The 26,261-nt window shown below is 74.0% G+C and carries 24 protein-coding genes; 20 read left to right on the forward strand and 4 right to left on the reverse strand.

The window, feature by feature from the left end; translation table 11 throughout:
• Window positions 1–32: 32 nt before the first annotated feature.
• The 19 genes from FDO69_RS28260 to FDO69_RS28355 all read left to right on the forward strand — a co-directional run bounded on the left by FDO69_RS28260 (window position 33) and on the right by FDO69_RS28355 (window position 21,974).
• On the forward strand, window positions 33–317 hold the full coding sequence (locus FDO69_RS28260; RefSeq protein WP_104783158.1) for a hypothetical protein: 285 nt from the start codon (window positions 33–35) through the stop codon (window positions 315–317).
• 841 nt (window positions 318–1,158) lie between these two features.
• Window positions 1,159–1,686: a DUF2617 family protein gene (locus FDO69_RS28270; RefSeq protein ID WP_167526695.1), complete on the forward strand. Its 528-nt coding sequence runs from the start codon at window positions 1,159–1,161 to the stop codon at window positions 1,684–1,686.
• Window positions 1,687–1,950: 264 nt separating this feature from the next.
• Window positions 1,951–3,606 carry a polyamine aminopropyltransferase gene (locus tag FDO69_RS28275; protein ID WP_104783166.1) on the forward strand — a complete coding sequence of 552 codons (1,656 nt, stop codon included), beginning with the start codon at window positions 1,951–1,953 and terminating at the stop codon, window positions 3,604–3,606.
• Between the two features lie 368 nt (window positions 3,607–3,974).
• Complete coding sequence (locus FDO69_RS28280) at window positions 3,975–4,856, forward strand: SRPBCC family protein (RefSeq protein WP_104783168.1); 882 nt, start codon at window positions 3,975–3,977, stop codon at window positions 4,854–4,856.
• A 137-nt stretch (window positions 4,857–4,993) separates the two neighbouring features.
• Window positions 4,994–5,782 (forward strand): aldose epimerase family protein, encoded by a 789-nt coding sequence (locus tag FDO69_RS28285; RefSeq protein ID WP_104783171.1) that lies wholly within the window; start codon window positions 4,994–4,996, stop codon window positions 5,780–5,782.
• Window positions 5,783–5,792: 10 nt separating this feature from the next.
• On the forward strand, window positions 5,793–6,341 hold the full coding sequence (gene pyrE / locus FDO69_RS28290; RefSeq protein WP_104783174.1) for an orotate phosphoribosyltransferase: 549 nt from the start codon (window positions 5,793–5,795) through the stop codon (window positions 6,339–6,341).
• 148 nt (window positions 6,342–6,489) lie between these two features.
• On the forward strand, window positions 6,490–7,512 hold the full coding sequence (fbaA, locus tag FDO69_RS28295) for a class II fructose-bisphosphate aldolase (protein WP_104783177.1): 1,023 nt from the start codon (window positions 6,490–6,492) through the stop codon (window positions 7,510–7,512).
• A 230-nt stretch (window positions 7,513–7,742) separates the two neighbouring features.
• Window positions 7,743–9,209, forward strand: a complete 1,467-nt coding sequence (locus FDO69_RS28300) for an MFS transporter (RefSeq protein WP_104783180.1) — start codon at window positions 7,743–7,745, stop codon at window positions 9,207–9,209.
• Window positions 9,210–9,279: 70 nt separating this feature from the next.
• A complete protein-coding gene (locus tag FDO69_RS28305) occupies window positions 9,280–9,693 on the forward strand; it encodes a DUF3151 domain-containing protein (RefSeq protein WP_104783314.1) in 414 nt (137 codons plus the stop codon).
• Between the two features lie 174 nt (window positions 9,694–9,867).
• The gene (locus FDO69_RS28310) at window positions 9,868–10,698 is read left to right on the forward strand and encodes a tryptophan 2,3-dioxygenase family protein (RefSeq protein ID WP_104783183.1); all 831 of its coding nucleotides are present in this window, start codon (window positions 9,868–9,870) and stop codon (window positions 10,696–10,698) included.
• Window positions 10,691–11,914 (forward strand): kynureninase, encoded by a 1,224-nt coding sequence (gene kynU, locus FDO69_RS28315; RefSeq protein ID WP_104783186.1) that lies wholly within the window; start codon window positions 10,691–10,693, stop codon window positions 11,912–11,914. Before FDO69_RS28310 ends, kynU begins: the two co-directional genes overlap by 8 nt.
• Before the next feature lie 268 nt (window positions 11,915–12,182).
• Window positions 12,183–13,046, forward strand: a complete 864-nt coding sequence (locus FDO69_RS28320) for an alpha/beta hydrolase (RefSeq protein ID WP_104783187.1) — start codon at window positions 12,183–12,185, stop codon at window positions 13,044–13,046.
• 1,336 nt (window positions 13,047–14,382) lie between these two features.
• Window positions 14,383–15,300 (forward strand): alpha/beta hydrolase, encoded by a 918-nt coding sequence (locus FDO69_RS28325; protein WP_420878553.1) that lies wholly within the window; start codon window positions 14,383–14,385, stop codon window positions 15,298–15,300.
• Window positions 15,293–16,552: an acyltransferase family protein gene (locus FDO69_RS28330; protein WP_104783190.1), complete on the forward strand. Its 1,260-nt coding sequence runs from the start codon at window positions 15,293–15,295 to the stop codon at window positions 16,550–16,552. Before FDO69_RS28325 ends, FDO69_RS28330 begins: the two co-directional genes overlap by 8 nt.
• Window positions 16,545–17,921 carry a sensor histidine kinase gene (locus FDO69_RS28335; RefSeq protein ID WP_104783193.1) on the forward strand — a complete coding sequence of 459 codons (1,377 nt, stop codon included), beginning with the start codon at window positions 16,545–16,547 and terminating at the stop codon, window positions 17,919–17,921. Before FDO69_RS28330 ends, FDO69_RS28335 begins: the two co-directional genes overlap by 8 nt.
• Complete coding sequence (locus tag FDO69_RS28340) at window positions 17,918–18,601, forward strand: response regulator (RefSeq protein WP_104783196.1); 684 nt, start codon at window positions 17,918–17,920, stop codon at window positions 18,599–18,601. The genes FDO69_RS28335 and FDO69_RS28340 overlap by 4 nt, the downstream gene beginning before the upstream one ends.
• Window positions 18,602–18,701: 100 nt before the next feature.
• A complete protein-coding gene (locus FDO69_RS28345) occupies window positions 18,702–20,042 on the forward strand; it encodes a sensor histidine kinase (RefSeq protein ID WP_234388148.1) in 1,341 nt (446 codons plus the stop codon).
• On the forward strand, window positions 20,039–20,704 hold the full coding sequence (locus FDO69_RS28350) for a response regulator (protein WP_104783198.1): 666 nt from the start codon (window positions 20,039–20,041) through the stop codon (window positions 20,702–20,704). The genes FDO69_RS28345 and FDO69_RS28350 overlap by 4 nt, the downstream gene beginning before the upstream one ends.
• Before the next feature lie 52 nt (window positions 20,705–20,756).
• Window positions 20,757–21,974 carry a cytochrome P450 gene (locus tag FDO69_RS28355; protein WP_104783201.1) on the forward strand — a complete coding sequence of 406 codons (1,218 nt, stop codon included), beginning with the start codon at window positions 20,757–20,759 and terminating at the stop codon, window positions 21,972–21,974.
• Here FDO69_RS28355 and FDO69_RS28360 read toward each other — a convergent pair.
• From FDO69_RS28360 to FDO69_RS28370, 3 genes are read right to left on the reverse strand one after another with little or no spacing between them, the layout of a single operon-like run.
• Window positions 21,958–22,182 (reverse strand): hypothetical protein, encoded by a 225-nt coding sequence (locus FDO69_RS28360; RefSeq protein WP_104783204.1) that lies wholly within the window; start codon window positions 22,180–22,182, stop codon window positions 21,958–21,960. The genes FDO69_RS28355 and FDO69_RS28360 overlap by 17 nt on opposite strands.
• A gap of 45 nt (window positions 22,183–22,227) precedes the next feature.
• Window positions 22,228–23,856, reverse strand: a complete 1,629-nt coding sequence (locus FDO69_RS28365) for an ABC transporter permease (RefSeq protein ID WP_104783206.1) — start codon at window positions 23,854–23,856, stop codon at window positions 22,228–22,230.
• On the reverse strand, window positions 23,853–24,767 hold the full coding sequence (locus FDO69_RS28370) for an ABC transporter ATP-binding protein (RefSeq protein WP_104783209.1): 915 nt from the start codon (window positions 24,765–24,767) through the stop codon (window positions 23,853–23,855). Before FDO69_RS28370 ends, FDO69_RS28365 begins: the two co-directional genes overlap by 4 nt.
• A 74-nt stretch (window positions 24,768–24,841) precedes the next feature.
• Here FDO69_RS28370 and FDO69_RS28375 point away from each other — a divergent pair, with 74 nt between their 5' ends.
• Complete coding sequence (locus FDO69_RS28375; RefSeq protein WP_104783212.1) at window positions 24,842–25,339, forward strand: GbsR/MarR family transcriptional regulator; 498 nt, start codon at window positions 24,842–24,844, stop codon at window positions 25,337–25,339.
• A gap of 14 nt (window positions 25,340–25,353) precedes the next feature.
• Here FDO69_RS28375 and FDO69_RS28380 read toward each other — a convergent pair whose 3' ends face one another.
• The gene (locus FDO69_RS28380; protein WP_104783214.1) at window positions 25,354–26,235 is read right to left on the reverse strand and encodes a diacylglycerol kinase family protein; all 882 of its coding nucleotides are present in this window, start codon (window positions 26,233–26,235) and stop codon (window positions 25,354–25,356) included.
• Window positions 26,236–26,261 lie beyond the last annotated feature (26 nt).

The following is a 26,261-nucleotide window of genomic DNA, read 5'->3' on the forward strand; positions in this document are numbered from 1 at the left end:
CGCTTCGGGGGACATGGAAGGAGGGTGACGCCATGATCGTCGGCATCATCCTGGCGGTGGTCGGAGTCGTCCTGGTCGGGGCGCTGGTCTCCAAGGCCCGTGGGGGCGGTTCCCGGGGGAGGACGCGTCGCGGCGGGTGGGCGTCCACGTCCACCGGTTCGAGCAGCAGCAGCGCCGGCGGCGGCTGGTGGGCGGGCGGGGGAGACTCCGGCTCGTCCGGGGGCGGACACCACGGGGGACACTCCTGCGGCGGCGGCTCGTCCTGCGGAGGCGGGTCGTCCTGCGGAGGTGGTGGCTGCGGCGGCGGAGGCAGCTGACTGACGTCGGCCGTCCTCACGACAGGGGAGCCGCAATCCACCGAACGCGGGGTCCGCACCTGGGGCGGGCCCCGCGTCGCCGTGTCGGAGGGTCAGCGGGCCAGAGGGTCAGCGGGCCAGAGGGTCAGCGGGGCGGAGGGCCGGTGGGGCGGAGGGGCGGAGGGCCGGTGGGGCGGAGGGTCAGCGGGGCGGAGGGCCGGTGGGGCGGAGGGTCGGCGGGGCGGAGGGCCGGTGGGGCGGAGGGTCAGCGGGGCGGAGGGCCGGTGGGGCGGAGGGTCAGCGGGGCGGAGGGCTGGCCGGGCGTAGGGCCGGAGGCCAGTGGGCCAGGACGCCAGGAGGTCGCGGGGCAGGGGGCAGGGGGGCGGAGAGTCCCGGGCGGACGACCCGTCGAATGTCTGTCGGGCGACTTCGGATGGCTTCCCGCAACGTCCCATGTCTGTAGGACAACCCCCGCCCGGCGTGGTGCGCCCCGGGCAACTGCTCCCCCCGAACGGCCATTTCGGGATCTCGGCGGAATCCGGGCAGCCCCTGCGTCCCCGCTGCGGGCGTGGGCCACGGCGCACCGGCGCACGCCTCCCCGACACCGGCGCACGCCGTGGTTGAACAGTTGAGCTGGGGAGCCCTCTGAGGGATGGAAACCCTACGAACTTGGGTAAAAACGCTGTGGCGGTGCCACCGTTCATGATTCCCTCTTAGCCACCGACGCAGCCCCTCGGACGATCTGCGGACACCTTCCTGAAACCGGCCGACCGGGCTGCCCCGGGCCGACATCCCCCGGTGCCGTGCCACCGGGGCGCAGCGGACCCCACTCCCTCTCCTTGTGTGCTTGCGGAGCCGATCCATGCTCACGACCCTGAACACCTCCTACACCGACACGCGCGCGGCCGATCTCGCGTGGGCCCTGGGGCGCGAGCCGCTTCCCGCACTGGCCGTGCTCGACCTCGAACTGGCGGACACCAAACTGCAGTTGCGGCTCCTCGGCGCGTCCCACCAGGTCCTGCTGGAGGAGGAGCGGGGCATCTGCTCGGAGACGGTGGCGTGCATCGCGGGCAGCAGCACCCCGCTCCCGCTCGGCGTCGCCAAACGGGTGGACGACTGGGAGTACGAGTTCGCGGCCCGCGTCGAGGTCCTCTCGCCCGGCTCCTTCGCGGGCCGCGCCCAGGAGTTGCTGGCCCTCGTCTCCGACCACCCGCACGGCCTCGTCGGCGTCTTCCCCGGCAGCCCCTACGCCTTCACGGCCCTGCTCGCCCAGCACCACGAGGGCCAGGTGCACTGGCGGACCTGGCACGCCTACCCGCAGGACGGGCAGTTGGTGGCGACCCGCACGAGAGTGGGCGTGCGCGTGCCCGCGGCGGCGCTCGTCAACTGACCCTCGCGCGACGGCGACGTCGGCACCCCGGCCGCCCACCGCCGACGGTGGCTTCGGCACCCGGGCCGCCCGCCGCCGACGGTGGCTTCGGCACCCGGGCCGCCCGCCGCCGACCGTGACTTCGGCACCCCGGCCGCCCGCCGCCGCCCGGCCCGTGGAACCGCGTGCGGCGAACCGAACCTCGTGCCGATGTCCGGCCCCTGTAAACCAGCACCACACGTGTGGGTGACGAACCGCAGTCGAGGCGTGACGTAACGTCGCAGCGTGATCGAGCCGCACGCGCCCGCCCCGCCCGGTTGCCCGCCGCCCTGGAGCGCCCCGGGCGGCCCGGCCGGCCCGGCGCGACTGCCCGTGCGGCCCGGCACCGGACGGTTCCTGGTCCTCGCGGGCGTGTTCGTCTGCGCGGCCTGCGGACTCGTGTACGAACTGGAACTCGTCGCGCTCGCCTCGTACTTGATGGGTGACTCCGTCACCCAGGCGTCCGTCGTGCTCTCCGTCATGGTCTTCGCCATGGGCATCGGCTCCCTCGCCGCGAAACGGCTGCGCCCGCACGCCGCGGCCGGCTTCGGTGCCGTCGAGGCCGCCCTCGCGCTCGTCGGCGGGTGCAGCGCGATGGCCCTGTACGCGGTGTTCGCCTGGACCGGCGACTGGGGCGGGATGTGGGCCAACGGACCGCGCTGCCTGCTGGTCGCCTTCTCCCTGGCCACCGGGCTGCTCATCGGCGCCGAAGTCCCGCTGCTGATGGAGCTGATCCAGCGCATCCGCCGCCAGGACGCGGGCGGCGCGGTCGCCGACCTGTCCGCCGCCGACTACGTCGGCGCCCTCGTCGGCGGCCTCGCCTTTCCCTTCCTTCTGTTGCCGTTCCTCGGGCAGTTGACCGGCGCGCTGCTCACCGGCGCGGTCAACGCGGTCGTCGGCGGTGCCCTGGTGCTCGGCCTGTTCCGACGGGACCTGACCCGGCGCGCCCGCTGGCTGCTGCTGGTCGGCAACGCCCTCGTCCTCGCGGTCCTCGCCTCGGCCGCCGTCCTCGTCGACGACTTCGAACGGGCCGCGCGGCAGGCCGTCTACGGCGACGACGTCCGCGTGGCGCTCCGGACCGAGGTGCAGGAGGTCGTCCTCACCGGCGGCACGCACGGACGGCCCCTCGACCTGTTCCTCGACGGCCGGCTGCGGGTCGGCGGACGCGACGAACTGCGCTATCACGAGGCCCTCGTCCACCCCGCGATGAGCGGGCCGCACGCGCGCGTGCTCATCCTCGGCGGCGGGGACGGCCTGGCCACCCGCGAGGTGCTGCACCATCCCGGAGTGGACCGGGTCGACGTCGTCGAACTCGACGCCGAGGTGATCCGCCTGGCCCGCACCGACCCCGCCCTGTCCGCGCTCAACCGGCACGCGTTCGGCGACCCGCGGGTGCACGTGTCGACCGAGGACGCCTTCGGCTGGCTGCGCGGAGCGAATCCGGCGACGTACGACGTGGTCGTCTCGGACCTGCCGGACCCGGGGATCACGGCGAGCACGAAGCTGTACTCGCAGGAGTTCTACGGCCTCGCGCGGCGCGTGCTGGCCCCCGGCGGACGGCTCGTGGTGCACGCCGGGCCGGTCGCGGCCGGCCCCCGGGCGTACTGGACGGTCGAGGCGACCCTGCGCGCGGCCGGTTTCCGCACCGCCCCGTACGGCACGGGCGGCCGCCACACCGGTTTCGCCGCCGGGCCCGACCGCACCCCCGCCGATCGCTCCCGGGCGCCCCGCGACTGGGGTTTCGTCCTGGCCGCCCGCACGGAACCGCGGCTGCGGCTCGACCCGGACGGCCCGCGGCCCCGTGTCCTCACGGAGGCGTCCCTGGCCGCGGGGGAACGGGCGGCGCGCAGGACGCGGATCGCGGGGCTGCCGGCGTCGACGCTGGTGCACCCGCGCTACTGAGGGGCGCCCGCTACTGAGAGGCGAGCCCGCTCCTGAGGGGCGCGCCTGCTCCTGAGGGGCGCGCCTGCTACTGAGAGGCGGGGGCGCTACTGCGGGGCGGGGCGCTACTGAGAGGCGGGGGCGCTACTGCGGGGCGGGGCCCTCCTCGCGGGGCCGAATTCGCAGCGCCCTCCCGGCTGGGCCCTCCCTGCTGAGGCGTCCTCGCTGAGCCCTCCACGCTGAGGCGTCCTCGCTGGGCCGTCCTCGCGGGGCCCTCTTCGCGGAACCCGTCCGGCGCCCCGGGAGGATACGCCTGGTGGGTGTGGATCGGGGGGCGAATCCCTCAGCCGGAGGTGCGTTCCGCGCTGTGCTGGGTAGAGTCCGTCGACATGGAGCACGAGGTGTTCGTTCCGGTTCCGGCCGAGCGGCTGAGGGAGGTGCTGGACGACCCCGCGCGGGTCGCCCGGGCCGTTCCCGGGCTCCAGCAGGACGCCGGCGCCGAGCCCGTCGCCGGGCGGCTGAAGATCCGCGTCGGCAGCCACTCCGTCACCTACCGGGGTGCCCTGCGGGTGTCCCGGCGCGAGGGCGCCTACTCCGTCGAAGGCGAGGCGGAGGAGTCGCGCGGCAGCGGCTCGGTCAAGCTCGCCCTGCGGATCGCCCTGCGCGAGGCGGAGCACGGCTGCACCGTCGTGTACGACGGCACGGCCACCGCGGACGGGCGGATCAGGGACCTCCCGACGGACGCCGTGGAGGGGGCGGTCACCCGGCTGCTGAACCGTTTCGCGGAGCACTTGGCCGCAGCGGCTCCGGAGACCACCACACCCCCAGCCACGCAGGACTTCGAACCGCGCGCGACGACGGACCTCGAGACGACGCCGGGCGCGGACGACGAGGCACCACCGCCCCCGCCCGGGGCCGACGGGAACGCTAAGGCACCCTCCGACCCCGGTCTCACCGAGGAACCCCCGGCCCCCGAGCGTCCCTCCGGCCTCGGCGCCGACGCCCCGCCCTCCTCTCCGGGACCCGTGGACCACGAGGACGACGACATCGACGAGGACGACGACATCGCCGAGGCGGCGCACGCGCGACGGACCATGATCGGACGCAGTGCCGAGGAGGTCGACCACGCCCCGCCGCGCGGCCGGTACGCCCCCGTGCCCGCGCCCCAGACCGTGACGACCCCGGCCCCGCTGCGCTGGGCGGCCCCCGCGGCGGCCCTGGCCCTGGCGTCGGCCATCGTGGCGGTCCGGGCCCTGCGCAGACGCCGCTGAACCACGTGGCGGTCCCGGCCGTGTGCAGACGCCGACAACGACGTGGCGGCCGTACCGGACCGTCCTGCCCCGGCACACGGGGCCGAAGCGGCGCGCGACCGGTGAGGCCCTCTTGATCACCGCAGTAGGGTCGTCCCGTGAGTGACGAAGACATCACGCTGACCGCGGGTGACGCGGAGGTGACCGTGCAGCCGGGCAACGGCGGCCGGGTCGGAGGACTGCGGATCGGTGGCGTCGAACTGCTGCGCCAGGGCGAGCGCTTCGGCTGCTTCCCGATGGTGCCCTGGTGCGGCCGGACCCGCGACGGACGGTTCCTGGACGGTGCCGAGGTGCGGCAGCTGCCGCTGAACGCCCCGCCCCACGCCATCCACGGCACCGTCCGCGACAGGGTCTGGCGCACCGCCCGGACCAGCGCGGACGAGGCCGTCCTCACCTGCGAGCTGGTCGACCCCTGGCCCTACCCGGGCCGCGTCACCCAGATCATCGCCCTCGCCGAGGACGCGCTGACGCTCACCATGTCCGTCGAGACGTACGACTCGTCCTTCCCGGCGCAGATCGGCTGGCACCCGTGGTTCAACCGGAACCTCGGCGGCGAGGACGTCACCCTCGGCTTCGACCCCGCCTGGCAGGAGGAGCGCGGCGACGACCACCTGCCCACCGGCAACCGCATCGATCCGAAGCCCGGACCCTGGGACGACTGCTTCGGCATGCCCGGCGGCGTCGAGGCCACCCTGACCTGGCCCGGTCAACTGGAGCTCAAGGTGACCAGCGGCGAGGAGTGGGTCGTCGTCTACGACGAGCAGCAGGAGGCCGTGTGCGTGGAGCCGCAGACCGGCCCGCCCAACGGCCTCAACACCCTGCCGCACCTGGTCACGCCCCTGGAGCCGCTGGAGGCCTCGACGACCTGGAGCTGGCGCCGCCTCTAAGCTGGGCGGCATGACGGACACACGCGGCGCGCTGCTGCAGCAGATCAAGGACAAGGCCGTGGTGCACGGCAAGGTGACCCTGTCGTCGGGTCTCGAGGCCGACTACTACGTCGACCTCCGGCGCGTCACCCTCGACGGTGAGGCCGCCCCGCTGGTCGGGCAGGTGCTGCTGGACCTGACCGCCGACCTGGAGTTCGACGCGGTCGGCGGGCTCACCATGGGCGCCGACCCGGTGGCCGCCGCCATGCTGCACGCGGCCGCCGCGCGCGGGAAGCGCCTGGACGCCTTCGTCGTGCGCAAGGCCGCCAAGGCGCACGGCCTGCAGCGGCGCGTCGAGGGCCCGGACATCGCGGGCCGCCGCGTGCTGGTCGTCGAGGACACCTCCACCACCGGCGGCTCCCCGCTGACCGCAGTCGAGGCCGTGCGCGAGGCCGGGGCCGAGGTCGTCGCCGTCGCGACCATCGTCGACCGGGCGACCGGCGCCGCGGAGAAGATCCAGGAGGGGGCCGGGGTGCCGTACCTCTTCGCCTTCTCCAAGGACGAGCTGGGCCTCGACTGACCGGGGACTGACCAGGGCGTGGACGGTGGCCTGGACCTTCCGGCCAAGTCTGGAAAGATGGGGCCGACGATGACGTCGCACCCCAAGGTCTAGGTCAGGGCCGTTAGACACAGCAGTACGTCAACCCGCAGATACAAGGAGCGGACGCATGCCCATCGCAACTCCCGAGGTCTACAACGAGATGCTGGACCGGGCGAAGGCAGGAAAGTTCGCCTACCCGGCCATCAACGTGACCTCCACCCAGACCCTGCACGCGGCCCTGCGTGGTTTCGCTGAGGCGGAGAGCGACGGCATCGTCCAGATCTCCACGGGTGGCGCCGAGTTCCTGGGCGGTCAGTACAGCAAGGACATGGTGACCGGCGCGGTCGCCCTGGCCGAGTTCGCGCACATCGTCGCCGAGAAGTACCCGGTGAACATCGCGCTGCACACCGACCACTGCCCCAAGGACAAGCTCGACGGGTACGTACGTCCGCTCCTGGCGCTCTCCCAGAAGCGTGTCGAGGCCGGTCTGAACCCGCTGTTCCAGTCGCACATGTGGGACGGCTCCGCCGAGACCCTCGCCGACAACCTCTCCATCGCGCAGGAGCTGCTGGAGCAGGCCCGTGCCGCGAAGATCATCCTCGAGGTGGAGATCACGCCGACCGGTGGCGAGGAGGACGGCGTCACCCACGAGATCAACGACTCCCTCTACACCACGGTCGACGACGCGATCCGCACCGCCGAGGCCCTCGGCCTCGGTGAGAAGGGCCGCTACCTGCTCGCCGCCTCCTTCGGCAACGTGCACGGCGTGTACAAGCCGGGCAACGTCGTCCTGCGTCCCGAGCTGCTGAAGGAGCTGAACGAGGGCGTCGCCGCCCAGTACGGCAAGGCGTCCCCGTTCGACTTCGTCTTCCACGGCGGTTCCGGCTCCACGGAGGAGGAGATCCGCACCGCGCTGGAGAACGGCGTCGTGAAGATGAACATCGACACCGACACCCAGTACGCGTTCACGCGCCCGGTCGCGGACCACATGTTCCGCAACTACGACGGTGTCCTGAAGGTCGACGGCGAGGTCGGCAACAAGAAGACCTACGACCCGCGCACCTGGGGCAAGCTCGCCGAGGCGTCCATGTCCGCGCGCGTCGTCGAGGCCTGCGGCAACCTGCGCTCGACCGGCACGAAGATCAAGTAGGCCCGGTTCGCGCCGGTTAGCGCCGGTTCGCGCCGGCTTGCATCCGGTTCGCGTCGGCTCGCACCGGCTCGCACCGGCTTGCATCCGGTTCGCGTCGGTCCGCACCGGCTTGCATCCGGTTCGCGTCGGCTCGCATCCGGCTCGCATCCGGTTCGCACCGGCTCGATCCGGTTCGCTCGTGTGGAGCCCGGCACCTCCTGAGGTGCCGGGCTCTTCCGTATGCTCCCTGCATGCCCGATGTCCGGTTGGCCTCCCCGCAGGGCAAGTGGGTCCTGCTCACCACCGTCCTCGGCTCCAGCATGGCGATGCTGGACTCGACCGTCGTCAACGTCGCCCTGCCGCGCATCGGGCGCGACCTCGACGCGAGCCTGTCCGCCCTGCAGTGGACGGTGAACGCGTACATGGTCACGCTGGCCGGGCTGATCCTGCTCGGCGGGGCGCTGGGGGACCGGTTCGGGCGGCGGAAGGTCTTCGTCGTCGGCGTGGTGTGGTTCGCGCTGGCGTCGCTGCTGTGCGGGATCGCGCCGAACGCGGGCGTGCTGATCGCCGCGCGGGCCCTGCAGGGGGTCGGCGGCGCGCTGCTCACCCCCGGGTCACTGGCACTGATCCAGGCGTCCTTCCACCCCGACGACCGGGGGCGGGCGGTGGGCCTGTGGTCCGGCTTCGGCGGGATCGGGGCGGCGGTCGGGCCGTTCGTCGGCGGCTGGCTGGTGGACGGGCCGGGCTGGCGGTGGGTGTTCCTGCTGAACGTGCCGGTGGCCCTGGTGTGCGTGCCGGCCGCGCTGCGGCACGTGCCCGAGTCGGGGGACGGTTCGGCCCACGGGCGGTTCGATGTGCTCGGGGCCGTGCTGGGGGCGCTGGCGCTCGCACTGGTGACGTACGCGCTGATCGAGGCCGGTGAGGGCGGTCTCGTGGTGGCGGTCTCGGCGGTGGCCGGGCTGGCCGCGGCCGTCGCCTTCGTGGTCGTCGAGCGGCGCCGGCCCGATCCGATGATGCCGCCGGACATCTTCGCGTCCCGGCAGTTCACGGCCGTCAACCTGGTCACGCTGTGCGTGTACGCGGCGCTCGGCGGGTTCTTCTTCCTCGCCGCGCTCCAGCTCCAGGTGGTCGTGGGCTACTCGGCCCTCGCCGCCGGTACGGCGCTGCTGCCGACGACCGTGCTGATGCTGCTGCTGTCCGCCCGCTCCGGCGAGCTGGCCGACCGCATCGGGCCGCGGATCCCGCTGACCGTCGGGCCGCTGCTGTGCGCGGCCGGGATGCTGCTGATGCTGCGGGTCGGGCCGGGGGCGTCCTACCTCGCCGATGTGCTTCCGGCGCTGCTGGTGCTCGGGCTGGGCCTGGTCACGCTGGTGGCACCGCTGACGGCGACCGTGCTGGGCTCGGTGAGCGTGGTGCGCGCCGGGCTGGCCAGCGGCATCAACAACGCGGCGGCCCGGGCGGCGGGCCTGATGGCGGTGGCGGCGCTGCCGCTGCTGGCGGGCATGGGGGAGGAGGCGTACCGGGAGCCGGCCGCCTTCGACACGGCGTTCGGAAAGGCCATGGGGTGGTGCGCGGGGGCGCTGGTGGTCGGCGCGGTGATCGCGGCCGCGGTGGTCCGCAGGCCCCCGCCGGACTGCAAGCGGCCGGAGTGCCTGCGGCACGGAGGTGTCACGGCACCACCGCTGGAGGGGGAGCCGGTGCGGAAACGGTTGGGGTAGGCGGGGCGCTCAGGCCGAGACTGAGCCGGACCGGTGCCCGCGGCCGAGTGGGATGGCGCAGACTTGGGGCATGTCCATTCACGAGAACCTTCTCGGGGGTCCGCCCCCGACCCATCTCCCCGACGACCCCGGGCCGCGGGAAATGCTCGCGGCGGGTGCCGCGTCCGTCGAGGTCGCCGGTGCGCACCCCACCTCCTCGCTCGCCTGGGCCCAGCTCGCCGACGAGGCGTTCGAGCGGGGCGCGACCGTGGAGTCCTACGCGTACGCCCGCACGGGCTACCACCGCGGCCTGGACGCGCTGCGGCGCAGCGGCTGGAAGGGCCACGGCCCGGTGCCGTGGGAGCACGAGCCGAACCGCGGCTTCCTGCGTGCCCTGCACGCCCTCGCCCGCGCCGCGCAGGCGATCGGCGAGCAGGAGGAGTACGAGCGCTGCTCCCAGTTTCTGAAGGACTCCTCGCCGACGGCGGCGCAGGTCCTGGGCTGAGACCCGGTCGGAGTCGGAGTACGCGAGGCCCGTCCGTGGAAGGCGGGCCTTGCGGTTTCGGGGGACGATTGCGTTTCGCAGGACGATTGCGCAAGATGCCCTCGGGGACCGGGGCCCCCGTGTCGGATTCGGCAGGGGCGGACCGCTACCCGGAGTAATACGCAGGAGACAGCGATGTCCCACGAGGCTCACGAGCCCGAGACCCCGCATCTCGACTTCCACGGCACGACGCCGTACGAGGACTACGTCAAGGCGGACGTACTCACCCACCTCCAGCACACCCTCTCCGACGATCCCGGAGAGATGGTCTTCCTGGTGACGACCCAGGTGATGGAGCTGTGGTTCACCGTCATCGTCCACGAGTGGGAGACGGCGGCGGGCGCGCTCAGGGGTGACGACATCCCCACCGCCATCGCCGCGCTCAAGAGGTCCGTCCGCGAGCTGGAGGCGCTCAACCACTCCTGGAAGCCGCTCGCCCAGCTCACGCCGGCCCAGTTCAACTCGTACCGCAGCGCTCTCGGCGAGGGCTCCGGCTTCCAGTCGGCGATGTACCGGCGCATGGAGTTCCTGCTCGGGGACAAGTCCGCATCCATGCTCGTCCCCCACCGGGGCGCACCGCGTGTGCACGCCGAGCTGGAGAAGGCGCTGCACGAGCCGAGCCTGTACGACGAGGTCGTCCGGCTGCTGGCGCGGCGCGGGCACGACATCCCGGAGGCGGTGCTGCGGCGCGACGTCTCGCGGCGCTACGAGCCGTCGCCGGAGGTGGAGGCGGCCTGGACGGCCGTCTACTCGGGTGACGAGAGCGACGAGGTCGCCCGGCTGGGCGAGGCGCTGAGCGACGTCGCCGAGCTGGTGTGGCGCTGGCGCAACGACCATCTGGTCGCCACCCGCCGCGCGATGGGCGCCAAGACCGGCACGGGCGGCTCCGCCGGGGTGGCCTGGCTGGAGAAGCGCGCGCAGAAGAACGTCTTCCCCGAGCTGTGGACGGCGCGGTCCTATGTCTGAACTGGCGGAACGCGCGCACAAGCTGGACGCCGTCGACGAACTGCGCGGCAAGCGCGAGGAGTTCGTCCTGGACGAGGTCGTCTACCTCGACGGCAACTCCCTCGGCGCGCTGCCGGCCGTGGTCCCCGGCCGGGTCGAGGACGTCGTACGCCGGCAGTGGGGCGAGCTGCGCATCCGGTCCTGGGAGGAGAGCGGCTGGTGGACGGCGCCCGAGCGGATCGGCGACCGGATCGCCCCGCTGGTCGGAGCGGCGCCCGGGCAGATCGTCGTGGGCGACTCCACCAGCGTCAACGTCCTCAAGGCACTCGTGGGCGCGGTGCGGATGGCCGGGGAGGGCCGTGACGAGCTCCTCGTCGACGCGACGACCTTCCCCACCGACGGGTACATCGCCGAGTCCGCCGCCCGCATGACCGGCTGCACCCTGCGGCCCGTGGCACCCGCGGACGTGCCGGGCGCGCTGGGCGGGCGCACCGCCGCCGTCCTGCTCAACCACGTCGACTACCGCACCGGCCGGCTGCACGACCTGCCCGGCCTGACGGCCGCCGCGCACGAGGCCGGGGCGGTCGCCGTCTGGGACCTGTGCCACAGCGCGGGCGCGCTGCCGGTCGGGCTGGACGCGCACGGCGTGGACCTCGCGGTCGGCTGCACCTACAAGTACCTGAACGGCGGGCCCGGTTCACCGGCGTACCTGTATGTGCGGCGGGAACTGCAGGACCGTTTCGACTCGCCGCTGCCCGGCTGGAACTCGCACGCCGAGCCGTTCGGGATGCGCACCGGCTACGAACCGGCCCCCGGCGCCCTGCGCGGCCGGGTCGGCACGCCCGACATCCTCTCCATGCTCGCCCTGGAGGCGGCCCTGGAGGTCTGGGACGGGGTGCCGGTCGAGGCGGTGCGGGCCAAGTCCCTGGCACTGACGGACTTCTTCCTGGAGTGCGTGGCGGCGTATGTGCCCGAGGGCAGGGTGGAGTGCGTGACGCCGGTGGCGCACGCGGAGCGGGGCAGCCAGATCGCGCTGCGCTGTTCCCCCGAGCTCTCAACTTCGTTCGAGCAGGGAGGTGCCCCCATCGCCGGTGACGTGATGAAGCGGCTGATCGAGCAGGGTGTGGTCGGCGACTTCAGGGCGCCGGACGTGCTGCGCTTCGGCTTCACGCCGCTCTACGTCGGATTCGCCGACGTGGAACGGGCGGCGCGGGTGCTGGCGCAGACGCTGGCCTGAGGCGGCCTGAGGCGGCCTGAGGCGGCCTGAGGCGGCTTGAGACGGTGAGGCGGCCTGAGACGGTGAGGCGGCCTGAGCGGTGGCCCCGGCCCGGGCGGCGGCGGGGCCGGGGCGCCCGGTGGTGTCCCGGCCCCGCGGTGTCCGTCCGCTCTTCACCCAGCGTGACATCTGCATGTCCGCGCATGTCACGCGCCTGGTACCGTCCCGGCCAACGGCTGACCCCCTCAACTGGTCCGCCGCGTACGGTTCATCGCTGGAGGGTTGGAGCATGACGGACGACGTCGCAGCAGCACGGGCCGCTGCCGAGGAGGAGTCGGCCTTCTCCCACGCGCCCGTCGACCCCGACGCCACCGCGGCCTACGGCGACCACCCGGACCAGGTGATCGACTTCTTCGCGCCGCGCCGGGCGGGCGGCCCCGGGCCGGCCCCGGTCGTCGTCGTGCTGCACGGCGGTGCCTGGCGGGCGCCGTACGACCGGCGTCACATCAGCCCCTTCGCGGACTTCCTCGCCCGCCGCGGGTTCGCCGTGGCCAGCGTCGAGTACCGGCGCGGTGGCGAGGGCGACGTTGTCGCGGGCCGCTGGCCCGACACCTTCGACGACGTCGCCGCCGCGCTGGACGCCCTTCCCGCGCAGGTGCGGGAGGTGCTGCCGCAGGCCGACCCGCGCCGTACGGTCCTCACCGGCCACTCGGCGGGCGGGCATCTCGCCCTGTGGGGTGCCGCCCGGCACGTCCTGCCGGCCGACTCGCCCTGGCGCGGCGGCAGCCCGGTCTCGCTGCGCGGCGTCGTCGCCCTCGCCCCGATCGCGGACCTCGCGGTCGCCGACAAGCTGGACGTGTGCGGCGGTGCCGCACGTCAACTCCTGGGCGGGGACGAGTACTTCGCCGAGCGGCAGCCGTACGCCGACCCGGCGCTGCTGCTGCCCACCGGGATCGCCACCACCCTCGTCCAGGGCCGTGCGGATCTGGACGTGCCGCATGCGGTCGCCGAGTCGTACGCGGAAGCGGCGGCGAAGGCCGGCGAGATGGTGGGGGTGACGCTGCTGGAGGACGTGGGGCACTTCCCGCTGATCGACCCGGCGGCGGACGCGTGCGCGGTCGTCGTGGAGGAGATCGCGCAGCTGGCCTGGTGAACGGTGCGCTGCGCGGCTTCGTGACAGCGTCCTGCGACGGTCCGTGAGGCCCGTAGACCCGTAGACCCGTAGGATCCTAGGTCCCGTAGGAGCGGTCCCCGGGTCGTACCCGTAGTACCTGAGAGCTACGCCGCAGGTGAGTTCCCGGGCGGGACGCGGTCGAGGTCTCCTGCTCCGTAACTTCCCTTTCATGCAGACCCGATGGCCGGGTGCGCTGGAGGGGACGACCATGGGGCCCGCACCGAAGTACCGCCGTGCCGACGGCCGTGACCACGGCCGTGGTGGGGGCATGCGCAGTGCCGACGGCGGTGGTGGCGGCATGCGCCGCGTCGGCGGATGGCCCCGCGTCAACGGATGGCCCCGCGTCGGCGGATGGCCCCGCGTCGGCGGATGGCCCCGCGTCGGCGGATGGCCCCGCGTCGGCGGATGGCCCCGCGTCGGCGGATGGCCCCGCGTCGGCGGATGGCCCCGCGTCGGCGGATGGCCCCGCGTCGGCGGATGGCCCCGCGTCGGCGGATGGCCCCGCGTCGGCGGATGGCCCCGCGTCGGCGGATGGCCCCGCGTCGGCGGATGGCCCCGCGTCGGCGGATGGCCCCGCGTCGGCGGATGGCCCCGCGTCGGCGGATGGCCCCGCGTCGGCGGATGGCCCCGCGTCGGCGGATGGCCCCGCGTCGGCGGATGGCCCCGCGTCGGCGGATGGCCCCGCGTCGGCGGATGGCCCCGCGTCGGCGGATGGCCCCGCGTCGGCGGATGGCCCCGCGTCGGCGGATGGCCCCGCGTCGGCGGATGGCCCCGCGTCGGCGGATGGCCCCGCGTCGGCGGATGGCCCCGCGTCGGCGGATGGCCCCGCGTCGGCGGATGGCCCCGCGTCGGCGGATGGCCCCGCGTCGGCGGATGGCCCCGCGTCGGCGGATGGCCCCGCGTCGGCGGATGGCCCCGCGTCGGCGGATGGCCCCGCGTCGGCGGATGGCCCCGCGTCGGCGGATGGCCCCGCGTCGGCGGATGGCCCCGCGTCGGCGGATGGCCCCGCGTCGGCGGATGGCCCCGCGTCGGCGGATGGCCCCGCGTCGGCGGATGGCCCCGCGTCGGCGGATGGCCCCGCGTCGGCGGATGGCCCCGCGTCGGCGGATGGCCCCGCGTCGGCGGATGGCCCCGCGTCGGCGGATGGCCCCGCGTCGGCGGATGGCCCCGCGTCGGCGGATGGCCCCGCGTCGGCGGATGGCCCCGCGTCGGCGGATGGCCCCGCGTCGGCGGATGGTTCCGTGTCGGCGGATGGCGGAGTGCCGGCCGCTCGCCGGGTGTTGGCCGATGGTGCCGTGCCACGCTCGCCGCGCTGGTGACGGGTTCGGTGGTGCTCCCCCTCTCCGCGGCCGTACGGCCACCGACCCCCGCCCCGGCCCCCGCGCTGCTCGCTTCCCTCCACGCGTCGACGCTCGGCGAGGCCTACGCGGCCAACCGGGCCAACGCCGCCGAGGCGGCCCGCATGGCGGCGGCCCATCACGACCGGGACCGCGCCGCGACGGACCGTCATCTCGCCTCTCCCGAAAGGCACTTGCTGCACTTCGACGGCCGCGGCTCCGGTCAGGTGACGGAGGTCCTCGGCGACCTCGCCCGGGCCGACCGCATCGCCGTCCTGGTCCCCGGCTCCGACACGAGCCTCGACACCTACGGCCGGTTCCACGCGGCGGCCGCCGCCCTGCACCGGCAGCTCGCCCGGCAGGCCCCGGCGGGCACCCGTACCGCGGTCGTGGCATGGCTGGGCTACGAGACGCCCGGCACGGTCAGCACGACGGTCACCACGACCGGCAGGGCGGAGCAGGCGGCCCCGCACCTGCGGGCGCTCGTCGCCGACCTGCGGGCCATCGCGGGCCCCGGACCCCGTATCTCGCTGCTGTGCCACTCGTACGGCTCGGTCGTCTGCGGCCGATCCGCCGCCGGGCTCGCCGTCGACGACATCGCGCTCGTCGGCAGCCCCGGCACCGGCGCGGACTCCGTCGCCGGCCTGCACACCCGGGCCCGTGTCTGGGCCGCCCGGGGCGGTGACGACTGGGTGGAGCACGTGCCGCATCTCAGCGTGGACCTGTTCGGCACCAGCGTCGGCTTCGGCACCGACCCCGTGACCCCGGCCTTCGGCGCCCGGGTGTTCGCGGCGGGCGACGTCGGCCACAGCACGTACTTCAGCCCCGGCACGACCTCCCTGACCAACCTGGCCCGGATCGTCCTGGGCGAGACCAAGGCGGTGACCCATGACTGACATCGGCGTACACGCCGTCCGGCAGCGAGTGCGCCGAGGCGCCGGACGCATCGGCGCGGCCACCCCGCCCGGCCGCGACCGGGCCGTCGACGCCCTGCGCGCCGCCGCCGTCCTCGGTGTCGTCCTCGGGCACTGGCTCGTCACGGCCCTGGTGTCCGACGGCCGCACCCTGCGCACGGCGAGCCCGCTGCATCACATGCCGTGGCTGGCACCCGTCTCCTGGACGTTCCAGACACTCGCCGTGTTCTTCCTGATCGGCGGCCATGTCGCCACCCGCGGCCATGCCTCGGCGCGGGCCCGTGGAGTCCCGTACCGCCAGTGGCTGACGGCCCGGCTGTCCCGGCTGTTCAAGCCGGTCGCCGCCGTCCTCACCCTGTGGACGGTCGCCGCCGTCGCGCTGCTGCTGTCGGGCACCGAGTACGGCACGGTCCGCACGCTGGTGAAACTGGCCCTGTCCCCCCTGTGGTTCCTCCTGGTGTTCGCCGGCCTGACGGCGGCCACCCCGCTGCTCGCCCGGCTCAACCCGCTCTGGCCGCTGGCCGTCGTACTGCATGTGGACCTGCTGCGCTTCGGCCTCGGCGGCCCCGCCTGGCTCGGCTGGGTGAACGTGGCGGCCGGCTGGGCGGTGCCCTACACCCTGGGCGCGGCCTGGACCCGCGGGGAGCTGGAGCGCCGCCGCGCGGGCTGGATCCTGCTCGTCGGCGGTGCGGCGGCGACGGCGGGACTCGTCGCATGGGCGGGCTATCCGGCCTCGATGGTCGGCGTCCCGGGCCAGGGCGTCTCCAACCTGTATCCGCCGACACTGGCCGTCGTCACGTTCGGCCTGGCCCAGTGCGGTGGCGCCCTGCTGCTGCGCGAGCGGCTGCGGCGCGCGATGCGCCGGCCCGTGGCGTGGGCGGCGGTGGCGCTTGTCAACCTGACGGCGATGACCGTCTTCCTCTGGCACCAGACGGCCCTCATGGCGAGCACCGCCACGGGCCTGCTCGCGGGCCGGCTGCCCGGACTGCACACACCGCCCGACGGCCTGGCCTGGGTGGGGGACCGGCTGCTGTGGCTGCCCGTGTTCGTGCTGGTCCTCACGGTCTGCTGCGCCGCCTTCCGCTCCTTCGAGGGCAGCGGCGGCGGGCGGCTGAGCGGCGGCGAGCGGAGCGGTGAGGGGCTGGGCGGCGAGGGCCGGGGCCGGGGTTCGCGGGTGGTGCGGGCGCACCGTCCGTCCGACCGGGGCGCGGCGAAGGCGGCGCGTCATGTCTAGGCTGGGCCGCGTGACGGACACGGGGGTGGGCCGCGCGCCGCGGGCGCGCGTCAAGGGCTGGCTGCGGGGCCTGCGCGAGGATCTGTGGACCGTCCGGGCCGATCCGCTGCCGCCCTCCACCTGGCTGCGCTGGCTGCCGCACGGGCTGGTGTGCCTGGCCGCCTTCGGCGTCACGCTCGGCGGCACGGGCGACATGAACGACAACGGCCATCTGGTCCCCGCCCTCGCTCTCCTGATCGCGGGCGGGCAGGGCGGCGCCATGGTGCTGGGGCTGTGGCGGCCGGTGCCGGCCTGGTGGCTGTCCCTGGGACTGTTCGCCCTGGGCGCCGCCACGGTGCGCACCCGGATGGGCTTCGACCTGGAGACCTACACCTGGCCCTGGACCGCGGCCGGGATCATCGCCGAGCTGTTCGTGCTGCTGCTGCTCGCGCTGCGGGTGCCGACCCGCGCGGCGGTGGCGGCCCTGGCGGTGACCTGGCTCGTCACCTACGTCCTGGAGAGCCTGGGGGCCGAGGAGCCCTACGACACCACGAGTGTGCTCGCGGTCTGCCTGTTCACCGTCGTCGTGATACTCGGCACCGCCCTGCGCGGCCGCCGGGAGGCCCGCGCGCAGCTCGTCGAGCAGACCACCCTCACCGCCGAGGAACGCACCCGCCGCACGCTGCTGGAGGAGCGCAGCCGCATCGCGCGGGAGCTGCACGACGTGGTCGCCCACCACATGTCGGTCATCTCCATCCAGGCGCAGGTCGCCCCGCACCTCGTGGAGAACCCGCCCGACGAGCTCAGGGAGAACCTCGCGGGCATCCGGCAGAACGCCCTGGAGGCCCTGATCGAACTGCGCCGCGTGCTGGGCGTGCTGCGCTCGGAGCACCCCGGGCCGGGGGAGCCGTTCGCCGACGCGGGCGACGAGAGCACACCGCACGCCCCGCAGCCCACGCTCGACCGGCTCGACTCGCTGGTGGAGAACACCCGGGCCGTCGGCCGCGAGGTCGTCACCGACATCAGGGGCGAGCGGCGCCCGCTGCCGCCCGGCGTGGAGCTGTCGGCGTACAGGATCGTGCAGGAGGCGCTGAGCAACGCCCTGCGGCACGCGCCCGGCGCGAGGATCACGGTCCGTCTCGCCTACGAGCCGGACGGCCTGGAGGTGGAGATCGTCAACGGCCGCCCCACCGGGCCGCCCCCGCCGTCGACCGGCGCGGGACACGGCCTGCTCGGCATGCGGGAGCGGGTCGCGATGCTCGGCGGCACGATGACGGCCCACCCGTGGCACTGGGACGGCTTCAAGGTCACGGCCTTCCTCCCGGACACCCCGCCCGCCGGCACCGCGGGCACCCACCCACCCACCGCCCCCCGGAAAAGGACCTCATGACGAGCGGTACCGGCGAACCCATCCGGGTTCTGATCGTCGACGACCAGGCGATGGTCCGGCAGGGCTTCACCGTGCTGCTCGGCATCCAGCCCGACATGGAGGTCGTCGGCGACGCGAAGAACGGTGAGGGCGGCGTCGCCCTGGCCGCGGAGCTCGCCCCGGACGTCGTCCTGATGGACATCCGCATGCCCGGCATCGGCGGCATCGAGGCGACCGAGCGCATCATCGCCGCCCACCCGGAGATCAGGGTGCTGGTCCTCACCACCTTCGACCTCGACGAGTACGTGTACGACGCGCTGCGCGCCGGAGCCTCCGGGTTCCTGCTGAAGGACGCCTCGTCCGAGCAGCTCGCCGAGGCGGTCCGGGTGGTGGCGGCCGGGGAGGCGCTGCTCGCCCCGGTCATCACCCGCAAGCTGATCGCCGAGTTCTCCCGGCTCGACGGCAAGCCCCGCGCCCCGCTGAAGGAACGCGTCGGCGATCTGACCGAGCGGGAGACGGAGGTGCTCTCGCTGATCGCGCAGGGCCTGTCGAACGCGGAGATCGCCCGGCACCTGTTCGTGGCCGAGCAGACGGTGAAGACCCACGTCGGCAGGATCCTGGTGAAGCTGGGCCTCAGGGACCGCACCCAGGCGGCGGTGTTCGCGTACGAGTCGGGGCTGGTGCGGCCGTCGGGGTACTGAGGGGCGGCGCGGCGACTGCCCCGTAGTACCTGAGGGGGACCCTGTGGAACCCCTCTCACTGGGGACGACCGGGACCCGGGACGCGCTTACCGTTCTGTACGTGACCGAGACGACTCACCCACAGACCACGCCACCGGGGGGCGGGGCCGTGCCGCGCAGCCCGGAGTACCGGGTGGCGGTGGACTCCCTGCGCGGACTGCGACAGGACCTGATCCATGACGCCTTCGCCTACCGGCCGCTGCCGGGCCGGCGCACGGACGGGCGGTTCGCCCGGCGGCTGCCGGGACGGCTGCGGGAGTACGCGGCCTGGATACCGCACGCCCTGATCGTCACGGCGGCCCTGATCTCCGTGGCTCTCGCCACCGTCGACTCCGGTGGGCCCGCCGCGCTGATGGGTCTGTTCTGCGCGATCCCGGTGCTGCTGACCATGGTGCGGCCGGTGGGGGCGTTCTGGGCGTCCATGGTCTCCACCCCGGTCGTGGCCGTGCTCGGCAGCCGCTGGTTCGAATGGCCGTGGGCGGCCGGCAGCTTCGTCAGCCACCTGGCCGTCCTGACGGTGGTGGCGATACGCACCAGGCCGCGCACGGCCGGGTGGATGTGGGTCCTGACGGCGCTGTACGCCATCGTCGCGGACAGCGGCATCGGCCCGACCTCCATGTACGGCAGCAACTCCGGCGCCATGCTGATCCTCTCGGCGCTGATCCTGCTCAGCGTCACCGTCTGGCACATCCGCCGCCACGCCGAGCAGGAGGTCACCGCCCAGCAGACGGTCACCGCGCACGAGCGCTCCCGCCGCACCCTGCTGGAGGAACGCACGACGATCGCCCGCGAGCTGCACGACGTGGTCGCCCACCACATGTCGGTCGTCGCCATCCAGGCGGAGGCCGCGCCCTACCGGGTGGACAACCCGCCGCCGGAGCTGGAGAAGGCGTTCGCCACGATCCGGGAGAACGCGGTGGCGGCACTGACCGAACTGCGCCGCGTCCTCGGTGTCGTCCGCGCCGAGGACTACGAGGCCCCGGACGCCCCGCAGCCGACGCTCGCCGACCTGGAGGGGCTGCTGGCCAACGTGCGGGAGGCCGGGCTGGGCGTCGACAAGGTGGTGACCGGCGCGGTGCGCGAACTGCCGCAGGGCGTGGAGCTGTCGGCGTACCGGATCGTGCAGGAGGCCCTGAGCAACTCCCTGCGGCACGCGCCGGGCGCGACCGCCCGGGTGGAGATCGGGTACGTGCTCGGCGGGCTGGGTCTGCGCGTCGTCAACGGCCCGCCGCCGAACCCGAGCCTGATCAAGCCCTCGCCCGGCGCGGGGCACGGCATCACGGGCATGCGGGAGCGGGTGTCGATGCTGGACGGCGAGATGACGGCGGGCCGTACGGACGAGGGGGGCTACGAGGTGGCGGTGTTCCTGCCGGTCGCCCTGCCGGACGAGGACGGCTCATGACCATCCGGGTGCTGATCGCGGACGACCAGATGATGGTGCGCGAGGGCTTCTCGGTCCTGCTGAACGCGATGCCGGACATCGAGGTCGTCGGCGAGGCGGTGAACGGCCGGGAGGCCGTCGCCAAGGTCCGCGAGCTCGCCCCGGACGTGGTGCTGATGGACATCCGCATGCCCGAGCTGAACGGCATCGAGGCGACCCGCGAGATCGTCGCCGCCGACGGCGCCGCCAAGGTGCTGGTGCTCACCACCTTCGACCTCGACGAGTACGTGTACCAGGCGCTGCGCGCGGGAGCCTCCGGTTTCCTCCTCAAGGACGCCTCGGCCCGTCAGCTCGCCGACGGGGTGCGTGTGGTGGCGTCGGGGGAGGCGCTGCTGGCGCCGTCGGTGACCCGGCGGCTGATCACCGAGTTCTCCAAGCTCTCCGAGAAGCCGCCCCTGATGCCCTCCGCGCAGGCGGCCTACGGGGATCTCACCGACCGGGAGACGGAGGTGCTGGTGCTCATCGCGCAGGGGCTGTCGAACTCGGAGATCGCGGAGCGGCTGGTGGTCGCCGAGTCGACGATCAAGACGCACGTCAGCCGGATCCTGGTGAAGCTGGGCCTCAGGGACCGGACACAGGCGGCGGTGTTCGCCTACGAGGCGCGGCTGGTGACCCCGGGGTGACCGGGGGCGGCGCCCCTGGTCAGAGTGGGGGGTGCCGGGCTAGCGTCCGTCCATGGCAGCTGTTTTCGACCTCGGGTTCGACCCGTGGGACCCGGCGTTCCTCGCCGACCCGTACCCCGCCTACGCCGACCTGCGTGCCCGGGGCCGCGTGCACTGGTTCGAGCCCACGAACCAGTGGCTCGTCCCGCACCACGCGGACGTCTCGGCCCTGCTGCGCGACCGGCGCCTCGGGCGGACGTACCAGCACCGGTTCACGCACGAGGAGTTCGGCCGCACGGCGCCCCCGCCGGAGCAGGAGCCGTTCCACACCCTCAACGACCACGGGATGCTCGACCTGGAGCCGCCGGACCACACCCGGATCCGCCGCCTGGTGTCGAAGGCGTTCACGCCGCGCACGGTGGAGCGGCTGAAGCCGTACGTGCGGGACCTGGCCGACGACCTGGTGTCCGGGCTCGTCGCGGCGGGCGGCGGCGACCTGCTGAAGGACGTCGCCGAGCCCCTCCCGGTCGCGGTGATCGCCGAGATGCTCGGCATCCCGGAGTCCGACCGGGGCCCGCTGCGCCCCTGGTCGGCGGACATCTGCGGGATGTACGAGCTGAACCCGTCCGAGGACACCGCGGCCAGGGCCGTCCGCGCGTCGGTGGAGTTCTCCGACTATCTGCGCGAGCTGATCGCGGCGCGCCGCAAGGAACCCGGCGACGACCTCGTCTCCGGACTCATCGAGGCCCACGACGAGGGCGACCGGCTCACCGAGCAGGAGATGATCTCCACCTGCGTCCTGCTGCTCAACGCCGGTCACGAGGCCACGGTGAACGCCACGGTCAACGGCTGGTACGCGCTGTTCCGCAACGAGGCGCAGCTGGAGCTGCTGCGGGCGGACCACACGCTGATCCCGTCCGCGATCGAGGAGCTGATGCGCTACGACACCCCGCTCCAGCTCTTCGAGCGCTGGGTCCTGGACGAGATCGAGATCGACGGCACGACGATTCCACGAGGCGCGGAGATCGCGATGCTGTTCGGCTCCGCGAACCACGACCCGGCGGTGTTCCGGAACCCCTCCGCCCTCGACCTCACCCGCACCGACAACCCCCACATCTCCTTCAGCGCCGGCATCCACTACTGCATCGGCGCACCGCTGGCCCGTATCGAACTGGCGGCGTCGATGGGGGCGCTGCTGGAGCGGGCCCCGACGCTGCGCCTCGCCGAGGAGCCGGAGCGGAAGCCGAACTTCGTGATCCGGGGTCTCGAGGGGCTCAGCGTCGTGGTCTGAGCCGCCGGAGCAGGGCCCAGGCCGCCAGGGCGGCGGCGGCCCCGCCGAGGACCGCCAGCGGCAGTTCGGCGTAGAGCACGCTCCAGTCCGGGGCCGCCTCGAACCGCCGGAACCGCCCCCGGGCACCCACGGCCCACACCGCGAGTCCCGCGCCCGCCCCGAGCGCGGTGGTCAGACATCCCGCCGCGGCCTGCGTACGTTGTCCCATGCCCGGCAGGGACGTACGCGGGCCGCTGCCGGTTCCGGCCGCTGCTCAGGTCGACATGTCGCGGCGGCGCAACCCCGCCAGGCCGGCAGCCACCAGCACCACCGCCGCCCCGGTCAGCACGGACACCGGCCCCCACTCCATGGACCCGCCCGGCAGCTTCGGCAGGTGCCCGAACGGTGAGACGTCCAGCACGACCTGCGGTACGTCCAGCGCGGGTCCGACCCAGCCGATCAGCAGCACCGCCCCGGCGACCCCCCACGCCGCCATGGCCGCCCGGGGCAGGGCCCCGTGCAGCAGCACCGCCACCCCGCCGACCACCCACACCGCCGGAAGCTGCACCAGGCACGCCCCCAGGATCGGGCCGGTCTCCCTGCCGTAGCCGACGGCGAAGCCCAGCCCGGCCAGCAGCATGATCAGGGCGGCGCCGCCGAAGGCGATCACCAGATGCCCGGTGGCCCACCGCAGCCTCCCCACCGCGTGTCCCAGCACCGGTTCCGCCCGGCCGGAGGTCTCCTCGCCGTGCAGGCGCAGCACCGAGGAAACGATGTACAGCGCCGCGACCAGGCCGAGCATGCCGATCATGGACGCCAGGAACGCGTCCGTCAGGCCGGACTGTCCGCCCATCCGCTCGATGATCCGCCGGGCGCCCTCGTTGTCGCCGACCAGATCCGCCGCGCCCTCGGTCATACCGCCGTAGACGACGCCGGCCAGGAAGAATCCGATGCTCCAGCCCAGCATCGCGCCCCGCTGCAGCCGCCAGGCCAGGGCGCCCGCGCTGCCCAGGCGTCCGGAAGCCGGGCCCGGCCGGGTCGGCAGGAAGCTCATGCCGAGGTCCCGGCGGGAGGCCAGGGCGTAGGCGGCCCCTCCTTGGAGGGCCACCGCCCCGGCGAGGAGCGCCAGCACCCACCAGCGCTCGTGGGCGTAGGGCCGCAGGTTCTCCAGCCAGCCGAGCGGCGACAGCCAGGTCGGAACCGACGAGCCTCCCCCAGTGCCGAAAGCCTGGGAGGTGCCCCCATCCGTCCCCGAGTCGCCCGCCGCGCGCAGGACGAACGCGGCTGCGAGCACCGCCGCCGTCAGGCCGCGGGCCAGACGCGCGCTCTCCGTCAGCTGCGCGACGATCGCCGCCATCGTGGCGAAGACCATCCCGACGGCGGCGATCCCGAGCCCGAGGGCCAGGGCGCCGGTCGTACCCTGCCCCGCCAGCCCGGCCGTCACCAGCAGCGCCAGGACCCCGTTCGCGACCGCAGCCGCGAGCAGGGCCGCCGTCAGGGAGGCCCGGCGGCCCACCATCCCGGACGCCACCAGCTCCTGACGGCCGCTCTCCTCCTCGTCCCGGGTGTGCCGTACGACGACGAGCAGGCTCATCACGGCCGCCAGGGCGCCCGCGTAGACACCGACGCGCCAGGCCGTCAGGGCGCCCAGCGAGTCGCCGAAGACCGGGCCGACCATCGCGCGCAGCGAGGAGTTGGTCTCCACCTGCCGGATCAGGTCGGCGCGTTCGGCAGGGGTGCCGTACAGACCCTCCAGCGTGCCCGGCATGGAGAGGACCATCAGCGCGTTCACCGCGATCCACACCGGGATCATCAGCCGGTCGCGGCGCAGGGCGAATCGCAGCAGCGTGCCGGTGCCGGCCAGGTGGCGTGAACCGCCCGGTCGTACCGCGAACATCGTCATCGGGCCACCGCCCGGTCCGACTCGGCCGCCTCGCCCTGGTAGTGCCGCAGGAACAGTTCCTCCAGCGTGGGCGGGGTCGACGTCAGCGACCGCACGCCCGACTCGGTCAGCGACCGCAGGACGGCGTCCAGCCGGTCGGTGTCGACCTGGAGCCGGACGCGGTGCCCCCGCACGTCCAGGTCGTGGACGCCCGGCAGCGCCGACAACCCGTCGGGCGGGCCCGCGAGCTCGGCGACGAGGCTGGTGCGGGTCAGGTGGCGCAGGTCGGCGAGCGAACCGCTCTCGACCGTACGGCCGCTGCGGATGATGCTCACGCGGTCGCACAGCTCCTCGACCTCGCTGAGGATGTGGGAGGAGAGCAGGACGGTGCGGCCCCGGTCGCGCTCCTCCTCGACGCAGGCCTGGAAGACCTCCTCCATCAGCGGGTCCAGGCCCGAGGTCGGTTCGTCCAGGATCAGCAGGTCCACGTCCGAGGCGAACGCGGCGACCAGGGCGACCTTCTGCCGGTTGCCCTTGGAGTACGTGCGGCCCTTCTTGGTGGGGTCGAGTTCGAAGCGCTCGACCAGCTCCGCGCGTCGCCTCGTGTCGAGCCCGCCGCGCAGCCGGCCGTAGAGGTCGATGACCTCGCCGCCGGACAGGTTGCGCCACAGCGTGACGTCCCCGGGGACGTAGGCGATCCGGCGGTGCACCTCCACGGCGTCCGTCCACGGGTCGCGGCCGAGGACCTGCACGGCGCCCGAGTCGGCGCGCAGCAGGCCGAGCAGGACCCGGATGGTGGTGGACTTCCCGGCGCCGTTGGGGCCGAGGAAGCCGTGGACCTCGCCTGCGGCGACCTCCAGGTCGAGTCCGTCGAGAGCATGCGTCCGCCCGAAGGACTTGTGCAGTCCGGAGACGGTGATGGCCTTCGTCATGCTTCGGAACGTACGCTTCTTTCAGAATTTTGTGAAGTTAAGGAACAGTGTGAAGCACGGATAGACTGAGTCCCATGAACGAGTCAGCCGGAAGCGGCCAGGACGCGCAGGCCGTGTCGAGGTTCGTGGAGTCCTTCGCGGCGCAGCTCGTCGAGGCGGGGATGACGCGCATGCCCGCCCGGGTCTTCGCCGCGCTCCTGTCGTCGGACGAGGGCTCGATGACCTCCGCCGAGCTGGGGGAGCAGCTGCGGATCAGCCCCGCGGCGGTGTCCGGGGCGGTGCGCTACCTGGCCCAGACGCACATGGTCTCGCGCGAGCGGGAACCGGGTTCGCGCCGGGAGCGCTACCGGGTGCACGGCGACCAGTGGTACGAGGCCCTGGCCAACCGCGAGAACGTTCTGAAGCGCTGGGAAAGCGCCCTGCGCGAGGGTGTCACCAGCCTCGGTCCCGACACCCCGGCCGGCCGCCGCCTGGGCGAGACGCTCGCGTTCTTCGAGTTCTTCGAGGGGGAACTCGCCGCGCTGATGGAGCGCTGGCGGGCGCACCGGGACAAGACGTTCGGGTCCGGCTGAGTGTCCGGCCTGGCTCACCGCCCCGCCGGCACCGTGAGCCCCCACGCGTCCTCCCGCACCACCCACGTCCGGGTCCGCACCGGACCCGACACCACCGTGTCCGCGCGGTAGCGGAAGTGCGCCCCGGACACCGTCACCGTCCGGCCCCGGGCCAGCAGCGGTGAGGCCTCCGCGCCCACCGACACCGGTCTGACCTCCACCGACGCGACCCCCGCCGCGGCCGGTGCCACCGACACCGCCTCCACCGGCTGGTCCAGATCGACGAGGGTCTCCCCGTCCACCTCGACCCGCAGCCGGGACGGGCCCGGCTCGGGCGCGGCGGCGAGCCGGGACGGGCGGCCCGCCGGAACCAGCGTCCGGACCAGGTACTGGCAGGTCCGCAGCCAGGGGCGGCCCGGCACGTCGTCCGGATCCTGCGCGGCCTCGGGGCCCGGCCCGGCCGGGGCGGGCCGCAGCGGCGGTATGCGCAGCGCGCCGAGCACCACCCCGTCGCTGTCGTCGACCATCAGGTCCATGCGCCGCTCGACCCCGTCGAGCACCGCCCGCGCCGCCGCCACCGTCCCCGTGGGCACCCCCAGCGACCGGGCCAGGGACAGCGCGCCCCCGACCGGCACCACCGACAGCGCGCATCCGGCCAGCTCCCGGTGCCGGTGCAGCAGCGCCACCGCGCGGATCAGCGCCCGGTCGTCGCCGACCACCACCGGCCGCCGCGAGCCCCGCCGGGCCAGCGCCCGGGCGAACTCCTCCGGACCGTCCGGCAGGCACAGCTTCATGCCCGCACCCGCTCCGAGCACGTCTTTCGCGATCCGGACGGACTCGCCGTCCGACCTACGGGCGACCGGGTCGACCACCACCAACAGCTGCTCGGACGTCGCGGAAGTCGCCACCTCGGCCATGCCTCGCTTCCTCGGGTAGCATCTTT

Source organism: Streptomyces tibetensis (genome assembly GCF_007655005.1).
Classification (GTDB): Bacteria; Actinomycetota; Actinomycetes; order Streptomycetales; family Streptomycetaceae; genus Streptomyces; species Streptomyces tibetensis.

Coding starts and splice junctions, on each gene's coding strand:
- FDO69_RS28260 (WP_104783158.1), top strand. CDS start 33: ATGATCGTCGGCATCATCCTGGCGGTGGTCGGAGTCGTCCTGGTCGGG.
- FDO69_RS28270 (WP_167526695.1), top strand. CDS start 1,159: ATGCTCACGACCCTGAACACCTCCTACACCGACACGCGCGCGGCCGAT.
- FDO69_RS28280 (WP_104783168.1), top strand. CDS start 3,975: ATGGAGCACGAGGTGTTCGTTCCGGTTCCGGCCGAGCGGCTGAGGGAG.
- pyrE (WP_104783174.1), top strand. CDS start 5,793: ATGACGGACACACGCGGCGCGCTGCTGCAGCAGATCAAGGACAAGGCC.
- fbaA (WP_104783177.1), top strand. CDS start 6,490: ATGCCCATCGCAACTCCCGAGGTCTACAACGAGATGCTGGACCGGGCG.
- FDO69_RS28300 (WP_104783180.1), top strand. CDS start 7,743: ATGCCCGATGTCCGGTTGGCCTCCCCGCAGGGCAAGTGGGTCCTGCTC.
- FDO69_RS28305 (WP_104783314.1), top strand. CDS start 9,280: ATGTCCATTCACGAGAACCTTCTCGGGGGTCCGCCCCCGACCCATCTC.
- FDO69_RS28310 (WP_104783183.1), top strand. CDS start 9,868: ATGTCCCACGAGGCTCACGAGCCCGAGACCCCGCATCTCGACTTCCAC.
- kynU (WP_104783186.1), top strand. CDS start 10,691: ATGTCTGAACTGGCGGAACGCGCGCACAAGCTGGACGCCGTCGACGAA.
- FDO69_RS28320 (WP_104783187.1), top strand. CDS start 12,183: ATGACGGACGACGTCGCAGCAGCACGGGCCGCTGCCGAGGAGGAGTCG.
- FDO69_RS28330 (WP_104783190.1), top strand. CDS start 15,293: ATGACTGACATCGGCGTACACGCCGTCCGGCAGCGAGTGCGCCGAGGC.
- FDO69_RS28335 (WP_104783193.1), top strand. CDS start 16,545: ATGTCTAGGCTGGGCCGCGTGACGGACACGGGGGTGGGCCGCGCGCCG.
- FDO69_RS28340 (WP_104783196.1), top strand. CDS start 17,918: ATGACGAGCGGTACCGGCGAACCCATCCGGGTTCTGATCGTCGACGAC.
- FDO69_RS28350 (WP_104783198.1), top strand. CDS start 20,039: ATGACCATCCGGGTGCTGATCGCGGACGACCAGATGATGGTGCGCGAG.
- FDO69_RS28355 (WP_104783201.1), top strand. CDS start 20,757: ATGGCAGCTGTTTTCGACCTCGGGTTCGACCCGTGGGACCCGGCGTTC.
- FDO69_RS28360 (WP_104783204.1), bottom strand. CDS start 22,182: ATGGGACAACGTACGCAGGCCGCGGCGGGATGTCTGACCACCGCGCTC.
- FDO69_RS28365 (WP_104783206.1), bottom strand. CDS start 23,856: ATGACGATGTTCGCGGTACGACCGGGCGGTTCACGCCACCTGGCCGGC.
- FDO69_RS28370 (WP_104783209.1), bottom strand. CDS start 24,767: ATGACGAAGGCCATCACCGTCTCCGGACTGCACAAGTCCTTCGGGCGG.
- FDO69_RS28375 (WP_104783212.1), top strand. CDS start 24,842: ATGAACGAGTCAGCCGGAAGCGGCCAGGACGCGCAGGCCGTGTCGAGG.
- FDO69_RS28380 (WP_104783214.1), bottom strand. CDS start 26,235: ATGGCCGAGGTGGCGACTTCCGCGACGTCCGAGCAGCTGTTGGTGGTG.